Consider the following 17,353-nt stretch of genomic DNA (forward strand, 5'->3'; position numbering starts at 1 on the left):
GCGCGCCGAGATCACCACGCGATCAGCGGAGACCGATGCAGCCAGGCATCGTCACGCACTTGATCCAGAGCGAACCGCGCAACGGCGTCGCGCGAGATGGTGCCGCCATGAAAGCCGGAGAGCTCCGTCAGTGCCCGGATCGTGCCGCGGCCCGGCTTGTTGCTCAGGACGGAGGGGCGGACCAAAATCCAGTCGAGCCCGCTGTTCCTGACGATCGCCTCCTGCCGGTCCTTGTCGGCGTACACCTTGCGCAGCAGAAGCGGGAAGATCAGCTTGTCGAACAGGAAGCCGCCGTGCCCGGCGCTGTCGCCGGCGCCCATTCCTGTGATGCAAACCAGGCGGGAGACCTGCTCGGCCTTCATCGCGCTCACGAGCGCGCGCGTGGCGGTCGACAGCAGCGTCACCTCGCGGAACGGGCTTGCCGCTGTGCCGAGCGCACTGACGACGGCATCCCGGCCCCTCAGCGCCTCGCGCAGCGCGGCCGCGTCGCGCGCATCTCCGATGATGAGCTTCGCTCCCTCGAGATCACGCGCCTTGTCGGCGGAGCGCACCAGCGCTGTAACGTCGTAGCCGCGCGCCACCGCCTGGCTGACGATGAGGCGGCCGGTGGCGCCGGTCGCGCCGAGGACCAATATCTTCGGCTGGGTGGTCTTGACGTCGTGGCTTTGAGAATTCTGCATGGAAGCACCAGGGAAAGCGGGGCGCCTCGCAAGAGGCCGTCCCATGATTGATGTGGGTTGACGGAGTTGTTTTGAGAATGGCCGCGGCCCTCAGGCTGCCGCCGTGATCTCGGCGACGAAGTCGCGATAGGAGCGCAGGGGGCGGCCCAGAAGATCGGTCAGACGCTTGACGTCACCGGCCTCCGGAATCATGCCCTCGGTGAGGAAGCGCTCGCTCATCACGCGCATGTCGAAGGCCATCCAGCCCGGCATGAACTGCCTGAGGTTTTTCTCGAAACCTGCGGTGTCGTCACCGCCATAGGCAATCGTACGGCCCAGCACCTCCGACCAGATCGCGGCGGCCTTGGTGCCGGTCAACGTATCGGGACCGACGAGATTGATCCGGTCGAGCTGAAGCGGCGCGGCGGAGGTCTCGCGGCGGATCAGCTCGATGGCCGCGATCTCGCCGATGTCGCGTGCATCGATCATCGCCAGCCCCTTGCTGCCGATCGGCATGGGGTAGACACCGTATCCGGTCACCACATCCTTGATCGTGATCTCGTTGTTCATGAAATATGCCGGGCGCAGGATGGTGGCCTTGAAGCCCATCTGCTCGATCATCCGCTCGACGCCGAACTTGCCCGCGAAGTGCGGCACATTCACGTAGAGATCGCTGTGGATGACCGACAGGTAGACGAACCGCTCGATGCCGGCCTCGCGGGCAAGGTTGAGCGCCGTCAGCGCCTGGGTGAATTCATCCGGCACCACGGCGTTGAGCAGGAACAGCGTCGAGACGCCGGAAAGCGCGTTGCGCAACGAGTCGACATCGAGCAGGTCACCCTGGACGACGGCAACACCTGCCGGGAAGCTGGCCTTGGCGGGATCGCGGACGAGCGCGCGCACGTCGGCGCCACGCTTGACGAGCTGTTCGACGATTTGGCGGCCGACTGTGCCGGTTGCGCCGGTAACAAGGATGGTCATGGGGATCACTCCGGGTTGGGTCCAAAGACACCTCGGAAATTAGTGATCCACATGCGAGCCGATAGACGCTATGTTTGGACATACCGTCTCACTGGTGAAACAGATGGATTTGCTTGCCCTCGCCGACTTCAACCTCGTCGCCCGCCACGAAGGGTTCGGAAAGGCCGCGCGCGCCGCGGGACGCCCGAAAGCGACCTTGTCCCGGCGAGTTGCCGAACTGGAGAGTGGTCTTAACCTGCGCCTTTTCGAGCGCGGCGGACGCGCGCTCAAACTCACCCAGGAAGGCCGGGCGCTGTACGAGCGGACAGGGGCGCTGCTCACCGAGCTCGACGAAACAGCCGCGGCGATTGCCTCGGGCGGCGACAAGCCGCGCGGCAGGTTGCGGATCAGCGCGCCTCTGCTGTTCTCGCAAACGGCGATGGGCAGGCTCGCAGCCGGCTTTGCGCTGAGACATCCGCAAGTCCGGCTCGAAGTCACCACGGAAGATCGGGCCGTCGACATGATCGAGGAAGGATTTGATCTCGTGATCCGGGTCAATCCGGATCCGGATGAAAGCCTGGTCGGACGCATCTTTCTGCGCGATCGATTGATCGTCGTCGCAAGCCCTGAGCTGAAACGGCCGAAGGGCCATCTCACCGTTCCGGCTGTCGTGCGCGGAATGGCCGACGAGGCTGCGGCCTGGGACGTCAGTCGACCAAGCGGCACATCGCGTATCGCCGTCGATCCCGTGCTTCGTCTGTCATCGCTGGTGATGGTTCGCGACGCCGTCCGGGCAGGCGTCGGCGCCGCACGTCTTCCCGTGTCGCTCGTCAGTCACGATCTTGCCGCCGGCACCCTGGTGCGTTGGGGCGATGTCGACGGGCCCGACATCGCCCTGTGGACGCTCTATCCGTCGCGGCGATTACTGAGCGCGCGCGTGTCCGCCTTCCTCGATTATCTGAAGGAAGCCTTTCCGAAGGGCACGCCTGACGAGCTGGCGGCTTACATCGGAGGATGAACGTACGCTCAGCGACAGAGGACGCTCACGCCGGCTCGGCCGCCTTCGTCCCCAGCGGTTTCGGCGCCATGCCGCCGCCCGGCTTGAGGTGGAATTCGTAGGTCATCAAATGCCACGGCCCGTTCGCCTTGGTGCCGTCGGGCATCGCCGGATCGTTGCGCGGCTCGACCTTGGCGATGAGGTCGTCCTTGACGCCAAACACCACGTCGGAATCGAGATATTTGTCGCCGTCCATGAAGACGTGAGTGATCAGCGGCTCATAGCCCTTGGCATTGACCAGGAAGTGCACATGCGCAGGGCGCATCGGATGCCGCTTGGTCTGCACGATCATCTCGCCGACCGGGCCATCGGTCGGGATCGGATAGCTGCACGGCAAAATCGTGCGGAAGAAAAAGCGGCCGTCGCTGTCGGTGATGAAGCGCGCCCGCGCCGAGGCGCCGACCTCGTCGTAGTTCGGCTTCTGGGAATCGTAGAAGCCGTCATCGTCGGCATGCCAGACGTCGACGGGGACGCCCGCGAGCGGCTTGCCCTTGAGGTCGGTGACGCGGCTCTGCACGAACATCCGATCGCCGGTCTGGTTGTTCGGCGAGATGTCGGTGCCGTGGGCCGTGACCTTGTGCTCGCCGACATAGAACGGGCCGAGCACCGTGGTCTGGGTGGCGCCTTCGCGATCGCGGTGGTTGACCGCGTCGACCAGCATGGAGACACCGAGCACGTCCGACAGCAGGATGAATTCCTGGCGGGTATCGGTGCATTTGTGGCCGGTGCGGGTCAGGAAATCGATGGCGTATTCCCATTCCTCGAAGGTAAGACCGGTCTTGCTCACGTAATCGTGCAGCGACTTCACCAATTCCTGCAGCAGGAATTTGGCCCGCGGATCCGGCGTGTTGTCGAAGCTCTGGACGACGGCTTCGGTGAGTTCGGTCTCGTTGAACTGGGTCATATGCGTTTGCCCTCGCGTTTTTCTCGTTGGCCCGGATGGGCTCCCTGGAGGCGTTCCAGGCTGGAGCCTACACCAGTCGGCGGGGCCGCGTTAAGCGCAACCGGCTTGGAATGCGACCGCCATTTCGGTATCAATTTTCCGGCAAAACGCCCCGGAGGAAACTGATGCTCGCCCCTACCCCCGCCTCGCCCGAATCCGTGGGCATGTCCAAGGCCGCGCTCGACCGCGTCGATGCGCATCTGAAGAGCCGGTACATCGATGCCGGCCGTTTTCCGGGCACGCATCTGCTGGTCTATCGTCGCGGCAAGATCGCCCACAGCTCGGTGCAGGGCTTTGCGGACATCGAGCGCAAGGCGCCGGTCAAGGACGACACCATCTACCGCATCTATTCCATGACGAAGCCGCTCACCAGCGTTGCCTTCATGATGCTGGTCGAGCAAGGCCTCGTCGCGATCGACGAACCCGTCTCCAAATACATTCCGGAATGGAAGGATCTCGGCGTGTTCGTCGCCGGCACCGCGCCTGCCTTCCTGACCCGGCCGCCGACCCGGCCGATGCTGATCGTCGATCTGCTCCGCCACACCTCCGGGCTGACTTACGGTTTCCAGCAGCGCTCCAACGTCGATGCGGCCTATCGCGCCGAGAAGATCGGCGAGGTCGAGAAGTCAGGCACGCTGCAGACCATGATCGAGAGCCTTGCGAAAATCCCGCTGGAGTTCTCGCCGGGCGAGGCCTGGAATTATTCGGTCTCGACCGACGTGCTCGGCTATCTCGTCGGCAAGATTTCGGGCATGCCGTTCGAACAGTTCCTCAAGGCACGGATCCTCGATCCGCTCGGAATGACCGACACCGATTTCCACGTGCCGGCTTCCAAGGCACACCGCTTCGCGGCCTGCTATTCAGCTGACCCCGGCGGCGGATTGACCTTCCACGCCGGCCAGCGCCGCGAGGGCCTGACGCTGCAGGACGACCCGACCAGGAGTTCGTTCCTGTCGCCGCCCTCGCTCATCTCCGGAGGCGGCGGGCTGTGCTCGACGATGGCCGACTATCTCACCTTCTGCCGTGCGCTGCTCAATGGCGGCGAGCTTGGCGGCGTCAGGCTGCTCGGCCCGAAGACGCTGGCGTTGATGACGAGCAACCACATTCCGGGCGGACGCGCGCTCCCCGAAGTGTCGCGCTCGATGTTCGCGGAAGCCGCCTATAACGGCATCGGCTTCGGTCTCGGCTTCGCCGTGACCATGCGCCCGGCGGAGACGCTGGTCGCCGGCAGCCCGGGCGAATACAATTGGGGCGGCGCGGCCACGACCTCGTTCTGGATCGATCCGGTCGAGGAACTCGTGACCATCTTCATGACGCAGGTGCTGCCGTCGAGCGCCTATCCGATCCGGCGCGAGCTGCGCAGCATGGTGTATGCGGCGATCACCGAGAGCAATCTGTAGGATCGCAAGCGCTCGTGTCACGGGGCCCCGCGACGGATCGCGGGGCCCCGTTGTTGTTCCGCTCAGTGAAAATGACCGATCAGATAGACGCCACCGCCGATCACGAGCACGGCCGGCACCGCCCACAAAATCAGAATTGGCATGTGTCATCCTCCTCAGTTTGACGTGCAGACCTTGACGGTCTTCATGCCGCTCTCGGCCTCGGTGCGCGACTTGTAGACCGTGCCCGACGGGCTCACGACGGTCATGGTCGTCTCCGTCGGCTTCTTGTCGACGATTGTGCACTTCTTCGTCTTGACGTCCTGGACGACGTAGAACTCGTCGGCCGCGAACGCGGGCAGGGAAAATGCAGCAATCATCAGCGCGGCAGTCGCAATCTTCATCTTCATTTCGTTCTCCTCCAATTGCCAGGCGTTCCTGCCTGGTCGATTCACAAACGGGAAAAAGCGGTAATTTGTTCCTGAGTAGAGGGAACGCCGTCTGCAGTGGGCGGTTGACGCCGCACTTATTCCTGTGAGGAGAACAAGATGAAGAAGCTGTTTCTGCTTTCCGCCGCGGCGGTGATGATCTCGACTGGCGCGTTCGCCCAGTCCACTGTGGTGACCACCACCGGAACCGGTCACGCCGCCGTCGTTCAGATCGAGCCGGAGTACCGGACCAGGATCAAATCCTACGTCACCGAGCACCGCGTGCGGCCCGTCATGAAGAACGAGAAGATCATCGTCGGCGCGACGGTTCCAGGCGACGTGGAGCTCGAAGCTGTTCCGTCGGACTGGGGTCCGTCCCTGACGAAATATCGCTACGTCTACGCCGGCGAGCGCGTGATGCTGGTGGATCCGGCCACGCGGACGGTCGTTCAGGAAATCGATTGATCAAGACGTGATGGATGGCGGTCGCCTCAAGGCGGCCGCCTCCCGGAGGCGACCATGACATCGCATCGAGAGGCCCGGATCGCCGGTCTCAGCCTAGCGGCCGTTTACGCCGTATGCCTGTTACTGACCGCGATCGGCATGATTTGAGGCACGGACGCCGGCGACCGCGCTGCAAAATCCCTTTTTCTGAACGGCTCGCCGAATGCGAAAATCATGGCGCAGCGCAAGTCCTGCCCGTATGGTCTGGCAAAATCATAATCCGGCGCAAATGCGCTGGAACCGGGACGTTCGCGTTTGCCAAAATTCACCTTGCCGGCCCGACTCGCTCTCCTGGTCGCGGGAACGACGCTGCCACTGATCGTGTTTGCGGTCGGCCTCGCCTACGCCAACTACCGCCAGGACCGCACCGACGCCACGCGCCGGGTGCTGGAGACCGTCCGCAGCATGCGCCTCGTGCTCGACGCCGAGGTGCAGCGAATGACGGGCGGGTTGCAGGTGCTCGCGCTCAGCGATTCCTTGCGCAGCGGCGACTTCGACGGCTTCCGGCACCTCGCCGCGGGTTTCATCAACCAATATGGCGAAGACAGCATTCTTCTTCTGGCCGACCGGTCCGGGCATCAGCTCTTCTCGACCGTGACGCCCGACACGGCGAGCCTGCCGCCGCGCAACAATCTCGAGATCGTCGAGCGGGTCTTTGCAAGCAAGGCGCCGCAATATTCCGATCTGTTCATAGGTTCGACCAAGAAGCGTCCGATCGTGACGGTCGAAGTTCCGGTGCTGCGCGACGGCGAGGTCATCTACACCCTTTCCTTCAGCCCGCCGCTCGACATCTTCCAGCAACTGGTCGACCGGCAACGGCCGGACGGGCAGTGGACGGTGTCGCTGCTGGACAGCAAGGGCTTCGTGTTCGCGCGCGCGCCCAATCCGAGCGAGACGTTCGGCAAGCAGGCGTCTCCCTCGCTGTACAACGCGATGTTTCGCGCGCCCGAGGCCGCATTGTCGACCGTCTCGCTCGAAGGCGTTGCGCTGGCCTCGGCCTACACGCGGTCGCGGCTGACCGGCTGGACCGTCGCGGCCGGTGTCGCCGAGAGCTCGTTGATCGCGCCGCTCTGGCGCAACATCGCGATCACCAGCCTGATCGGCGGCGTGCTGCTGTTGATCGGCCTCACCTTCGCGGTCAGGATGGCAACCACGATCGCGCGCGGCGACATGCTGCACAATCTGCTAATCGACGAGCTCAACCATCGCGTCAAGAACACTTTAGCGCTGATGCAGGCGATCGCGGTGCAGACCTTCCGCAGCGCGAGCCGCGACGAGCGGATTAAGTTCGAGGGCCGCCTCGGCGCACTCGCCGAGGCGCACAATCTCCTCAGCCAGGAGAAATGGCAGGGCTCCGAGCTGAAGGACGTGATCGCGCGGGCGCTCCAGCCGTTCCTGCTCTCCGGCCCCGAACGTATCCGCATGACCGGCCCCACCGTACCGCTGTCACCGCGGCTCGCCGTTGTGCTGTCGATGATCGTGCACGAAATCGCCACCAACGCCGCGAAATATGGCGCGCTCTCCAACGAGACCGGGCGGGTCACGCTGGAATGGGAGGTGATCGCGGACACGCCAAAACCGCGGCTGCGGCTGATCTGGACCGAGACCGGCGGCCCGCCGGTGACCGCTCCAGTGCAACGCGGCTTCGGCTCGCGCCTGATCGAGCGCAGCGCGCGCGACCAGCTCGGGGGCGAGGCGACGGTGGATTTTCTGCCGCGCGGCGTGGTCTGCACGGTCATCTGCGCGCTGGACGAGACGCGCTAGCCGCAACGCGGAGGAATCTACCCAATCGTCTGCAGTGCCGGGAACGTCTCCAGCAGCCAGATGCTCACATTCGAGACTGCGCCGGTGAGGAAGCCGATGCCGGTGATCACCATCAACACGCCCATGGCGCGCTCGACATTGACGAGATGGCCCTTCATGCGCGCGAACAGGGTCGAGAATTGCTCGATCATCAGCGCTGCGATCAGGAAGGGAATGCCGAGGCCGGCCGAATAGACCGCGAGCAATCCCGCTCCTTTGGTCACCGTCGCTTCGGCCGCGGCGATCGAGAGGATCGCGGCGAGGATCGGGCCGATGCACGGCGTCCAGCCGAAGGCGAAGGCGAGCCCCATGAGATAGGCGCCCCAGAGGCCGACGGGTTTGGGAATCGGCAGCCGTCCCTCGCGCATCAGCAGGCCGATACGCGTCAGTCCGAGGAAATGCAGGCCCATGACGATGATGACGATGCCGGCAAGGATCGACAGCTCGGCCGACCAGGCGCGGATCAGCCCGCCGACCAGCGAAGCGCTGGCGCCGAGCGCCACGAACACCGTCGAAAAGCCGAGGACGAACAGCAGCGCCGACATCATGATGGCGCGCTTGGAGGCCGAGGCCGGCTCGTCGCTCTCGACATGCTCGATCGTCGCGCCCGTCAGATAGATCAGATAGGGCGGAACGAGAGGCAGGACGCAGGGAGAGAGGAAGCTGACGAGGCCGGCAATCAGCGCCGCCGGGATCGAAACATTTTGCATGATGCAGTCGGAGCCATCTCAGGCCCTTTGGCCGCGCACTGGGAGTGCGCGTACACCGGAGCCGAACCGGCACTGGTGTAGCCGATGCCGGAAAATGCGCAACAGAGGCGCACAAAACCAGGGCTCCTCCCGATGCCGTCTGCGATCACAGATGCGGCACCGGGACGCGCACAAATCTCGCCAAAAAGCGAAATTCGGCGGCGCGGCTACTTCACCACGCGGAGCAGCGGACGCCGGGGCTGGTCCTGCGTCTGCTTGGAGGGGGACTGCGGATCGCTGGCAGCGCTCCGCAGCATTTCGTCGCACAGTGCCTTGAGATCGGCACCGTCAATTCCTTTGAGCTTCATCCGCACGTCGAGAATGACGACGGACAGCAGTTCGGCCGACTCACGGCTGTTGATCTCGTTGAGGACCTTGCGGCACCCCTCGAGCGTTTCCAGTACCGACTGCAACTGTTCGTCTGAATGCGACACCGGCGTTCTTTCCGTTGGTTCGGCCTGCGAGATATAGTTGTGGCGATCCCCTCGGCCCCCATGGAGCGGCGAGGATAGCATGAGGCGTCTGCGCCTCCGAACATGATTTCGAAGTGTTTCTGCGCACTTCCAGCTGACATTGCCCCGCTGCGCGGTTGGCCACGATCATGAGTGTCAGGAGAGGAACGCCTGGAGATATGCGATTGATCCATCGCGCAAAGCCGCAGCACTCGGGCGAGGACGCCCGTCATAGACGACGCCGACAATCCCGTAGCCATTTCAAGGCTCGCAACGGAACTCACGCGACACCCCTCACCCGGGCGATAGGTTGCCCGATTCCCAGCCCTTGGCGGCATCCAGATACCGTCAACGAGGTGATAAGGATGGCGTTCAAAACTCGCCGATCCCCAACCCGTCGTGGTTGTGGTTTGCCCCATATTCTGCCAGTTTAGCGACCCGAAGGGACTTGTATGCACTCCTTGGCGGAAAGGGGCGTTCCACTGGAGGAACGCCCAAAGATTAATATCAGCGGCCTCTCTGATTGGGATGCGGCTCGCATCTTCTTGGAAGTCGTTCGGTGCGGCAGTTTCCGCTCGGCGGCCGAGCGCCTGTCTCTATCGACCAACGCCGTCCGCCGCCGGATCGACGATTTCGAGCGCCAGACCGGCACCACCCTGTTCACCCGCGACGTTCACGGCACCCATCTGACCGATGAGGGCGCCCTGGTGGTGTCAGCCGTGGAACGCATGGAGGCCGCGGCGTTCGACGTCCTGCGCGCCAGCGATTCGACGGCCAATGCCTTGTCCGGGGAGGTCCGCGTCGCCGTGACCGAGGGATTGGGGACGTTCTGGCTCGCCCCGCGGCTGGTCGAATTCCAGCAGGCCTATCCGAAAATCCTGGTCGACCTGCATTGCGCGATGCGCTCGGCCGACGTCTCGCGCCACGAGGCCGACGTCGCCATCCACCTGTCGCGGCCTTCGGCGCTCGACGTCAAGCTGGTGCGGCTCGGCCGCATGCATCTGATGTTCTGGGCCTCCAAGAGTTACGTTGAGAAATATGGCGCGCCGCGCTCCGCGGCGGAGTTGATCAAGCACCGCCTGGTGCTGCAATTCGCCGACCAGATCGCCGCCAAGGAAACCTTCGAGAGCTTCTTCCCGGGCGTACCGGAACGTGACCTTCTGGTCATGAAGACCAACGTCTCAAGCGCCAACTACTGGGCTGTCGCGAATGGAGCCGGCATCGGCGTATTCCCGAGCTATGCCATTGCGCTTGGCGGGAAGTTGATTCCACTGGAGGTCGAGCTGAACCGACCGCTGGATATCTGGTTGTCCTACCACCCTGGTAGCGGCCGGATTCCCCGCGTGCGGCACATGATTGACTGGCTGATCGATGCTTTCAATCCGGCGCGCTTCCCGTGGTTTAAGGAAGAATTCGTGCACCCGCACGAATTCAAGGACTCGTATATGGGCGAACCCCTGACCCAGCTCTTCGGGGGGTTTTCAACCGAAGAACGATGAGAAAAAGTATGAAGACAGCGGCGAAAAGAATGAAGCAGCGCAGTGCCGGCAAGCCGGACATTGAGCTTGGCAAGCGGATCCGTCTGCGGCGCGTCGAGATGAAGATCTCGCAGGCCGAGCTCGGCGAAAAGCTCGGCGTCAGCTTCCAGCAGGTCCAGAAATACGAGAAGGGCGTCAATCGCGTCGGCGCGGCTCGGCTTCAGCAGATCGCCACCGCCCTCGATGTGCCCGTGACCTTCTTCTATGACGGCGACAACAAGGCGCGCGAAGTCGAGAGCCTGCTGTTCCTCGACTCTGCGTTCAGCCTCCGCCTGCTGCGCGCCTACAGCAAGATCAAGGATCAGACGGTGCAGCGTCAGCTCGTCTCGCTGATGGAATCGATCGCGGCGAACGAAGCCTGATCGATCGACGGTCTGGCCTCCAAGACCTGTGTTGAAGGCCGACGTCAAAGGCCGATGTTCAATCCACCGCGTCACGGGGGCGCGGCCGGATTGAACGAGGCCTGCCGGATCAGATTTGGGCCTGCGCGCCATCGGCGCGCGGCATCGGCTTTTCAGGGCGGCTTCGCCGCCCTTTTTCTTGGCCGCCCTTTTTCCTGGCCGCCTGCCGGCCATTCGTCGCGGATTTCGCGAACCGATCCCGCCCCTGCCGCGACCCAACCGAGAGTCCTCGCACCAACCTGCGGGGCTTTCGAATGCGGTGCTTAATGGGACCTCAACACTGGTGCCGTAATTTCCCGCCGATTTTGCGAATCGGCGCACGCCGCGCGGCGCGCCGGAATTGCCAATGCGAGCGCCCGTCAGGGCCTCGTTTCCATGGGGAAGATTGCGACACATGTCGAAACGCCATGCGATGATCATTGCCGTCGGCGTGCTCGCCAGCGCCTCCGCGTTCGCGCAGACCGAGACCATCGGACAGGCCGGTCCCAGGCCGGCGACGGCCGGCACGGTGCCGGCGGCGGCGAACCCGGCTCACGCGGCTGCGCCGAAAACCGCCACGACATCCGCGTCGACGCCGGAGAGCCGCTCGGCAGCGGCGCTCGCGCTGACGCACGAGCCGACTTATGACGAAGGCAGCGCGCAAAGGATCAAGGACGCAGCACTCAGCTATTCCGATCTTGCGGTGCGCGGCGGCTGGCCGACCATTCCCGCGGATGCCAAATTCGCGCCCGGCACTCAGGGCGCCACCGACGAGCTGCTGCGCAAGCGGCTGATCATGTCCGGCGATCTTTCCGCCGACAAGACCAGCGGCGCCTTCGACCAGGATCTCGCGGATGCGGTGAGACGCTTCCAGGCCCGTCATGGACTGGCGCCGACCGGCACCATGACGCCGCGCACGATCGCGGCGATGAACGTCTCGGTGCAGAAGCGCATCCGGCAGCTGGAGGCCTCGCTGCAGCGGCTCGAGAACATGAATTTCGGTTTCGGCCAGCGTTATGTCGTGGTCAACATCCCCGCCGCCTTTGCCGAGGCGGTCGAGAACGATGTGGTGGTGCGGCGCTATCGCGTGATCGTGGGCAAGACCGAAAAGCCCTCGCCGACGCTGACCGCACAGATCAGCAGCGTGGTGCTCAATCCGACCTGGACGGTGCCGTCCTCGATCGCCAAGACCGAAATCTCCGCGCATATGCGCAAGGATCCGACCTATCTGTCACGCATGCACATGGAGGTGCTCGACGCCCACGACAATCCGATCGATCCGCATTCGGTCGACTGGTCGGGCACGCGCACGCCGAACTTCACGGTGCGCCAGCAAAACGGCACCTTCAACGCGCTCGGCGCGGTGAAGATCGACATGCCGAACGCCTATTCGGTCTACATGCACGACACCAACCAGCGCAATCTGTTCAGCGACGATTACCGCTTCGACTCCCACGGCTGCTCGCGCGTCGACAACGTGCGCGATCTTGCCGCCTGGCTGCTCAAGGACCAGCCGAAATGGAGCCGCGCCGCGATCGACGCGGAGATCGCGAGCGGACAGCATCTTGAGGTCGCCATGGCCAGGAAGGTGCCGGTGGCCTGGATCTACCTCACGGCCTGGATGACCAGGGACCAGACCGTCCAGTTCCGCAACGACGTCTATAACCAGGACGAGCAATTGCTGGAAGCGACCGCCGAAGAGGCGGCGTTCTTCAGCAATGCCGGCAGCCATCCGCTGACCGCGCACATGCATGTCACGCAGTAGGCGCTTTCCACGTTATGCAATCGCGGCACAGGCGGTTGCAAAGCTCCTCGCCTTGCCACGGTTGACCCCGCGCGCGACCTGACAGCACATTGCGCCCGACCTTTGACCAGCGAGCGCGCGATGTCCGACATTTTCAGCACGACCGAAACACAATACGCCGACGGCAAGATCCTCAAGCATGCCGCCGGTGGCGTCGGCGTGATCACCTTCAACAATCCCGACAAGCGCAATGCGATGTCGCTGGAGATGTGGGAGGGATTTGGCGAGGCCCTAACCGCCTTGCGCGACGACGATGCGGTGCGGGTCGTGATCCTGCGCGGCGCCGGCGGCAAGGCGTTCGTGTCGGGTGCCGACATCAGCCAGTTCGAGAAGACGCGGCACAATGCGGCGGCCTCCGAAGAATACGCCAAACGCAGCGCCGCCCAGCGCGCGCTACTTGCCGACTATCCCAAGCCGACGATCGCCTGCATCGAAGGCTTCTGTCTCGGCGGCGGCATGCAAGTCGCGATGCTCGCCGACATCCGCCTCGCCGCACATGGCAGCCAGTTCGGCATTCCCGCGGCCAGGCTCGGCATCGCCTACGGTTATGACGGCCTGAAGCATCTGGTGTCGTTGGTCGGTCCGTCCTGGGCGCGGCTCCTGATGTATACGGGCATGCGAATCGAGTCCGCCGAGGCGCTGCGCATCGGCCTGGTCGAGCGCTTGTTCCCGGTCGATCAACTGTGGGGCGAGACCATGGCGATTGCCGAGACGATCTCGCAAAACGCGCCGCTCGCGATCAAGGCCGCCAAGATCACCATCGCGCAGGTGCTGAAGGACGAAAGCGCGCGCGACATGGAAGCGATCAGGGCGATCGGTCATGCCTGCATGGACAGCGCGGATTTTCGCGAGGGCCGGCAGGCCTTCATGGAAAAGCGCAAGCCGAAGTTTACGGGGAAGTAGCTCTTGTCCCGGCCCCGGCTCTGCAGCGCACCGTCGAAGTGACGCTGCGCTGCATCCGGGGCACGAGAGGAAAGTGAGGTTACACCATTCCCCGCGCCGTCATTGCGGAAAGACGCGAGGAAAGCGCGGCCTTACAGCGCCGCCAGCACCGCCTTGGTGATATCCGCCGTGCCGTTACTGCCGCCGAACTCCATCGGCTTGATGCCGCCGGCATAGATCTGATCCACCGCGCGCTCGATCTGCTCGCCGGCCTCGGCCGCGCCCTCGACGCCGTGCTTGTCGGCGAGCCAGTCCAGCATCATCGCAGCCGACAGGATCATGCCGGTCGGATTGGCCTTGCCCTGCCCCATGATATCTGGAGCGGTGCCGTGGCACGGCTGGAACACGGCGTATTTGTCGCCGATGTCGGCCGACGGCGCCATGCCGAGGCCGCCGATCAGGCTCGCGGTGATGTCGGAGACGATGTCGCCGAACATGTTCTCCATCACCATCACGTCGAAATCCCAGGGCCGCTTGACCAGCATTGCCGAGCAGGCATCGACATAGAGGCGGTCGGTCTTCACGTTGGGGTGCTTCTTCTCGATCTCGTCGAAGATGCCGCGGAAGAACGCAAAGGCCTTGAACACGTTCGCCTTGTCGACGCAGGTCAGCATCCCCGGCTTGCCGCGCGCCTTGCGCCGCTCGGCGAGGCGAAACGAGAACTCGAACAGGCGCTCGGAGGTCCTGCGCGTGATCACCAACGTCTCGCGCGCGTCCTCGTGCGTGACGACGCCCTTGCCCATCGAGGCGAACAGGCCTTCGGTGGATTCGCGGATCACGACCAGATCGATGCCGCGCTGGTCGGCGCCGACGATCGGGCTCGGCACGCCTGGAATGAGCCGCGCCGGCCGCACGCCGGCATAGAGATCGAAGATGAAGCGCAGCTCGATCTGCGGCGCGATCTCGGTATTGTCGGGGTAGCGCACCGACGGCAGGCCGCAAGCTCCGAGCAGGATCGCATCCGCCTCCTCGCACAGCTTGATGGTGCTGTCCGGCATCGACTTGCCGGTGGCGAGGTAATTGCTGGCGCCAGCGGCCGCCTCGGTGAAACGGAAGCGCAGATCCGACTTCGCCTCGATTTTGCGCAGCACTTCGATCGCCGGCGCCATGACTTCAGGACCGATACCGTCGCCACCGAGCACGGCAATGTGGAAGGCGTTGTTTGCGGACATGGGGGTTCCTGAAGGTGAGGCGTCATTCCGGGGCGGTCCGCAGGACCGAACCCGGCATCTCGAGGTTCCGGGTTCGATGCTTCGCATCGCCCCGGAACGACAACATAACTACGGCGTCAGCACCGTGCGTCCGACCACCGCGCCCTGCTGCAACTGCACCAGCGCATCGTTGGCCTTGCTGAGCGGGGCCGTCGTCACCGGGATCGGCGTCACCTTCTTGGTTCGGACGAGATCGAGCAGTTCCTGCGTCTCGCGCAGATTGCCGACATAGCTGCCCTGGATCGTCACCGCCTTGATCGGAATCAGCGGCAGCGCCCAGGTCGCGCCACCACCGAACAGGCCGACGATGACGAGCTTGCCGCCCTTGGCGAGGCAGTCGAAGCCGAGCTGCGTCGTCGCGGCGTTGCCGACGAGGTCGATCACGGCGCGGATCGGTCCGCCCGCTTTTTTGGCGAGCTGCTCCAGCGCATCCGGCGCCTTGGGATCGATGGTGGCGAGCGCGCCGGCCTTCTCCGCCGCTTCGCGCTTCCTGGCGTCGATGTCGAGCATGATCGCGCCCTTGCCGCCCATGGCTTTCAGCAGCGACAGCGCCATCAGGCCGAGACCGCCTGCGCCGAACATCACGATCGGTGTGTCGAAATGCTGCTCGACCTTCTTCAGCGCGCTGTAGGTGGTGACGCCCGAGCAGGCATAGGGCGCGGTCGTGGCGGGATCGAGTCCCTTGAGGTTGAGGAGATAGCGGGGATGCGGCACCAGCATGTGGTCGGAATAGCCGCCGTCGCAATAGACACCGAGCGAGCGCGGCGTCGCGCACATGTTTTCGTCGCCAGCCAGACAAACGGCGCACTTGCCGCAGCCGATCCAGGGATAGACCAGGCCGACATCGCCCAGCTTCAAATCGCCCTGGTCAGCCGGCTTCACGTCGGGGCCGAAGGCGAGGACTTCACCGACCGTCTCGTGACCCATCGTCAGCGGCAGGTTGATGCCGCGGTCTTTCAATGACAGCGGCTTGCGGCCGTGACCGAGATCGTAGCCGCCCTCCCAGATGTGGAGGTCGCTATGGCAGACGCCGGCGGCCTTGACCTTGATCAGCACCTGCGTGCCCGAGGGCTGCGGTGTCGCCTCGTCGAACTCCTGCAGCGGCGCCTTGAAATCGGCGACCTTGAAACTCTTCATCGGCGTCCTCCCGGCATGCTTGTCGTTTTCGCCGCCACCATGCCACGGGCGTCAGGACTAGACAAACTCGGATCTGTTAGCCCTGCACCGCCGTTTTGCCTGACGGAACTGGCGCATCGTCGGCGAGACCGATCTCCTCGCGCAATTCGTCGGTGTGCTCGCCGAGCACGGCCATCGTCGTAGCTGGCGTCGTGTCTGCGCCCGACATCCGGAACGGCAGATTGAGCACCTGGAAGGAGCCGCCGCCGTCCTGCACCGACGAGAGCGCCTGCCGGTGCGCGAGCTGCGGATCGGCCAGCGCCTCGGACACGGTGCGATAGGCCGAGGCCGGCACGCCGGCCGCCCCCAACGCGACCAGACATGCGTCCGTCGAGTGCTGCCTCGACCAGGCTTCGACGCCGTCCATCAACTCGGCCCAGTTGTCGCGGCGTGCGGCATAGGCGGAGAAACGCGCATCGGAGATCCATTCGGGCCGGCCGATCACGCCCATCAATCCCTGAAACGTCTTTTCGCTGGCGACCGTGATCATGACATAGCCGCTCGCCGTCTCGGTCGGGCCGAACATCGGGCGCGGCGGCGGCTTCACCGCGAATTGCGAGTTCTGCACCTCAAGCACGGTCAGCGTCAGCATCGTCTCCAGCATGGAGACGTCGATGTGCTGGCCCTGCCCGGTCAAGCTGCGCTGATAGAGCGCAGACGCGATCGCGCCGAAGCCGTAAGTGCCGGTGACGACGTCGGCATGGTAGATGCCGCAATAGTCCGGCCGATTGCGGCCAGGCTGGTAGGCGAGATGCGCCATGTCATAGCCGGAGGCGGCATGGATCACCGGCGCGTAGGCCGGCAGCTCGGCCGAGGGACCGCTCTGGCCATAGCCGGAGATCGAGCAGTAGATCAGCTTCGGGTTGACCGGGCGGAGGCTGTCATAGTCGAGCCGCAGCCGGTGCATCACGCCCGGGCGAAAGTTCTCGACCAGGATATCTGATGTCGCGACAGCCGCCGCACCGCTTCCCTGCCGTCTTCGGATTTGAGGTCGAGCACCGCGCTCTTCTTGCCGATATTGAGCTGGCCGAACACGGTGCTGCAGCCGTTGCGCAGCGGTGGCCGGGTCCGCATCGTCTCGCCGCCGTCGGTCTCGATCTTGATGACCTCGGCACCCATGTCCGCCAGCATCCGCGCGCAGTGGGGACCTGCGATGGTGGTCGAAAAATCCAGGACCCTGAGACCGGCGAAAGCCTTTGTCGTCATCTCTTCGTGCTTATCTGATAGCTGCATCGCCGGCGGTCCCTTAGGAACTATCGATATTGTCTTTTGTTGGTGCGGCGAGCCTAGTGGGCGGCGGCTGAGTAGGAAAGTCTTTACCGAACGGACGCGTCTTGCGGGTGACCTGGGAATTCCAGGGGCAACTGG

Annotated in this window: 16 protein-coding genes and 1 pseudogene; 8 read left to right on the forward strand and 9 right to left on the reverse strand. The window is 64.2% G+C overall.

Annotated elements, in window-relative coordinates; translation table 11 throughout:
• Nucleotides 1–11 precede the first annotated feature (11 nt).
• Nucleotides 12–680, reverse strand: a complete 669-nt coding sequence (locus F8237_RS05995) for an NAD(P)-dependent oxidoreductase (RefSeq protein ID WP_244626079.1) — start codon at nucleotides 678–680, stop codon at nucleotides 12–14.
• A gap of 90 nt (nucleotides 681–770) precedes the next feature.
• Nucleotides 771–1,640, reverse strand: a complete 870-nt coding sequence (locus F8237_RS06000) for an SDR family oxidoreductase (protein WP_151642862.1) — start codon at nucleotides 1,638–1,640, stop codon at nucleotides 771–773.
• Between the two features lie 103 nt (nucleotides 1,641–1,743).
• On the opposite strand from F8237_RS06000, the gene F8237_RS06005 reads away from it, so the two are divergent.
• Nucleotides 1,744–2,637 (forward strand): LysR family transcriptional regulator, encoded by an 894-nt coding sequence (locus tag F8237_RS06005; RefSeq protein ID WP_151642863.1) that lies wholly within the window; start codon nucleotides 1,744–1,746, stop codon nucleotides 2,635–2,637.
• A 25-nt stretch (nucleotides 2,638–2,662) separates the two neighbouring features.
• On the opposite strand, the gene F8237_RS06010 is transcribed toward F8237_RS06005, so the two are convergent.
• Complete coding sequence (locus tag F8237_RS06010; protein ID WP_151642864.1) at nucleotides 2,663–3,580, reverse strand: intradiol ring-cleavage dioxygenase; 918 nt, start codon at nucleotides 3,578–3,580, stop codon at nucleotides 2,663–2,665.
• A 164-nt stretch (nucleotides 3,581–3,744) separates the two neighbouring features.
• Between F8237_RS06010 and F8237_RS06015 the strand changes: the two genes are divergently transcribed.
• A complete protein-coding gene (locus tag F8237_RS06015) occupies nucleotides 3,745–5,019 on the forward strand; it encodes a serine hydrolase domain-containing protein (protein WP_151642865.1) in 1,275 nt (424 codons plus the stop codon).
• A 155-nt stretch (nucleotides 5,020–5,174) separates the two neighbouring features.
• Here F8237_RS06015 and F8237_RS06020 read toward each other — a convergent pair whose 3' ends face one another.
• On the reverse strand, nucleotides 5,175–5,408 hold the full coding sequence (locus F8237_RS06020) for a hypothetical protein (protein ID WP_151642866.1): 234 nt from the start codon (nucleotides 5,406–5,408) through the stop codon (nucleotides 5,175–5,177).
• A gap of 138 nt (nucleotides 5,409–5,546) precedes the next feature.
• Here F8237_RS06020 and F8237_RS06025 point away from each other — a divergent pair, with 138 nt between their 5' ends.
• Together F8237_RS06025 and F8237_RS06030 are read left to right on the forward strand one after the other, a co-directional pair.
• On the forward strand, nucleotides 5,547–5,891 hold the full coding sequence (locus F8237_RS06025) for a DUF1236 domain-containing protein (protein WP_151642867.1): 345 nt from the start codon (nucleotides 5,547–5,549) through the stop codon (nucleotides 5,889–5,891).
• 294 nt (nucleotides 5,892–6,185) lie between these two features.
• The gene (locus F8237_RS06030) at nucleotides 6,186–7,694 is read left to right on the forward strand and encodes a sensor histidine kinase (RefSeq protein WP_151642868.1); all 1,509 of its coding nucleotides are present in this window, start codon (nucleotides 6,186–6,188) and stop codon (nucleotides 7,692–7,694) included.
• A gap of 17 nt (nucleotides 7,695–7,711) precedes the next feature.
• Here the strand turns inward: F8237_RS06030 and F8237_RS06035 are convergent, their stop codons facing one another.
• On the reverse strand, nucleotides 7,712–8,443 hold the full coding sequence (locus F8237_RS06035) for a cytochrome c biogenesis CcdA family protein (RefSeq protein ID WP_151642869.1): 732 nt from the start codon (nucleotides 8,441–8,443) through the stop codon (nucleotides 7,712–7,714).
• A gap of 206 nt (nucleotides 8,444–8,649) precedes the next feature.
• On the reverse strand, nucleotides 8,650–8,997 hold the full coding sequence (locus F8237_RS06040) for a hypothetical protein (RefSeq protein ID WP_244626080.1): 348 nt from the start codon (nucleotides 8,995–8,997) through the stop codon (nucleotides 8,650–8,652).
• 389 nt (nucleotides 8,998–9,386) lie between these two features.
• On the opposite strand from F8237_RS06040, the gene F8237_RS06050 reads away from it, so the two are divergent.
• From F8237_RS06050 to F8237_RS06065, 4 genes are all read left to right on the forward strand, one after another.
• Nucleotides 9,387–10,433, forward strand: a complete 1,047-nt coding sequence (locus tag F8237_RS06050) for a LysR family transcriptional regulator (protein ID WP_151642871.1) — start codon at nucleotides 9,387–9,389, stop codon at nucleotides 10,431–10,433.
• A gap of 29 nt (nucleotides 10,434–10,462) precedes the next feature.
• On the forward strand, nucleotides 10,463–10,834 hold the full coding sequence (locus tag F8237_RS06055; protein ID WP_014497036.1) for a helix-turn-helix domain-containing protein: 372 nt from the start codon (nucleotides 10,463–10,465) through the stop codon (nucleotides 10,832–10,834).
• 433 nt (nucleotides 10,835–11,267) lie between these two features.
• Entirely contained in the window at nucleotides 11,268–12,617 is a 1,350-nt protein-coding gene (locus F8237_RS06060; protein WP_151642872.1) for a L,D-transpeptidase family protein, read from the forward strand.
• 120 nt (nucleotides 12,618–12,737) lie between these two features.
• The gene (locus F8237_RS06065) at nucleotides 12,738–13,559 is read left to right on the forward strand and encodes an enoyl-CoA hydratase (protein ID WP_151642873.1); all 822 of its coding nucleotides are present in this window, start codon (nucleotides 12,738–12,740) and stop codon (nucleotides 13,557–13,559) included.
• 131 nt (nucleotides 13,560–13,690) lie between these two features.
• Here the strand turns inward: F8237_RS06065 and F8237_RS06070 are convergent, their stop codons facing one another.
• The 3 genes and pseudogenes from F8237_RS06070 to F8237_RS06080 all read right to left on the reverse strand — a co-directional run bounded on the left by F8237_RS06070 (nucleotide 13,691) and on the right by F8237_RS06080 (nucleotide 17,218).
• Nucleotides 13,691–14,770 carry an isocitrate/isopropylmalate dehydrogenase family protein gene (locus tag F8237_RS06070; protein ID WP_151642874.1) on the reverse strand — a complete coding sequence of 360 codons (1,080 nt, stop codon included), beginning with the start codon at nucleotides 14,768–14,770 and terminating at the stop codon, nucleotides 13,691–13,693.
• 108 nt (nucleotides 14,771–14,878) lie between these two features.
• A complete protein-coding gene (locus tag F8237_RS06075) occupies nucleotides 14,879–15,946 on the reverse strand; it encodes an alcohol dehydrogenase (protein ID WP_151642875.1) in 1,068 nt (355 codons plus the stop codon).
• Nucleotides 15,947–16,022: 76 nt separating this feature from the next.
• A pseudogene (locus F8237_RS06080) lies at nucleotides 16,023–17,218 on the reverse strand (CaiB/BaiF CoA transferase family protein).
• Nucleotides 17,219–17,353: the final 135 nt, after the last annotated feature.

It is taken from the genome of Bradyrhizobium betae (assembly GCF_008932115.1).
GTDB classification, from domain to species: domain Bacteria; phylum Pseudomonadota; class Alphaproteobacteria; order Rhizobiales; family Xanthobacteraceae; genus Bradyrhizobium; species Bradyrhizobium betae.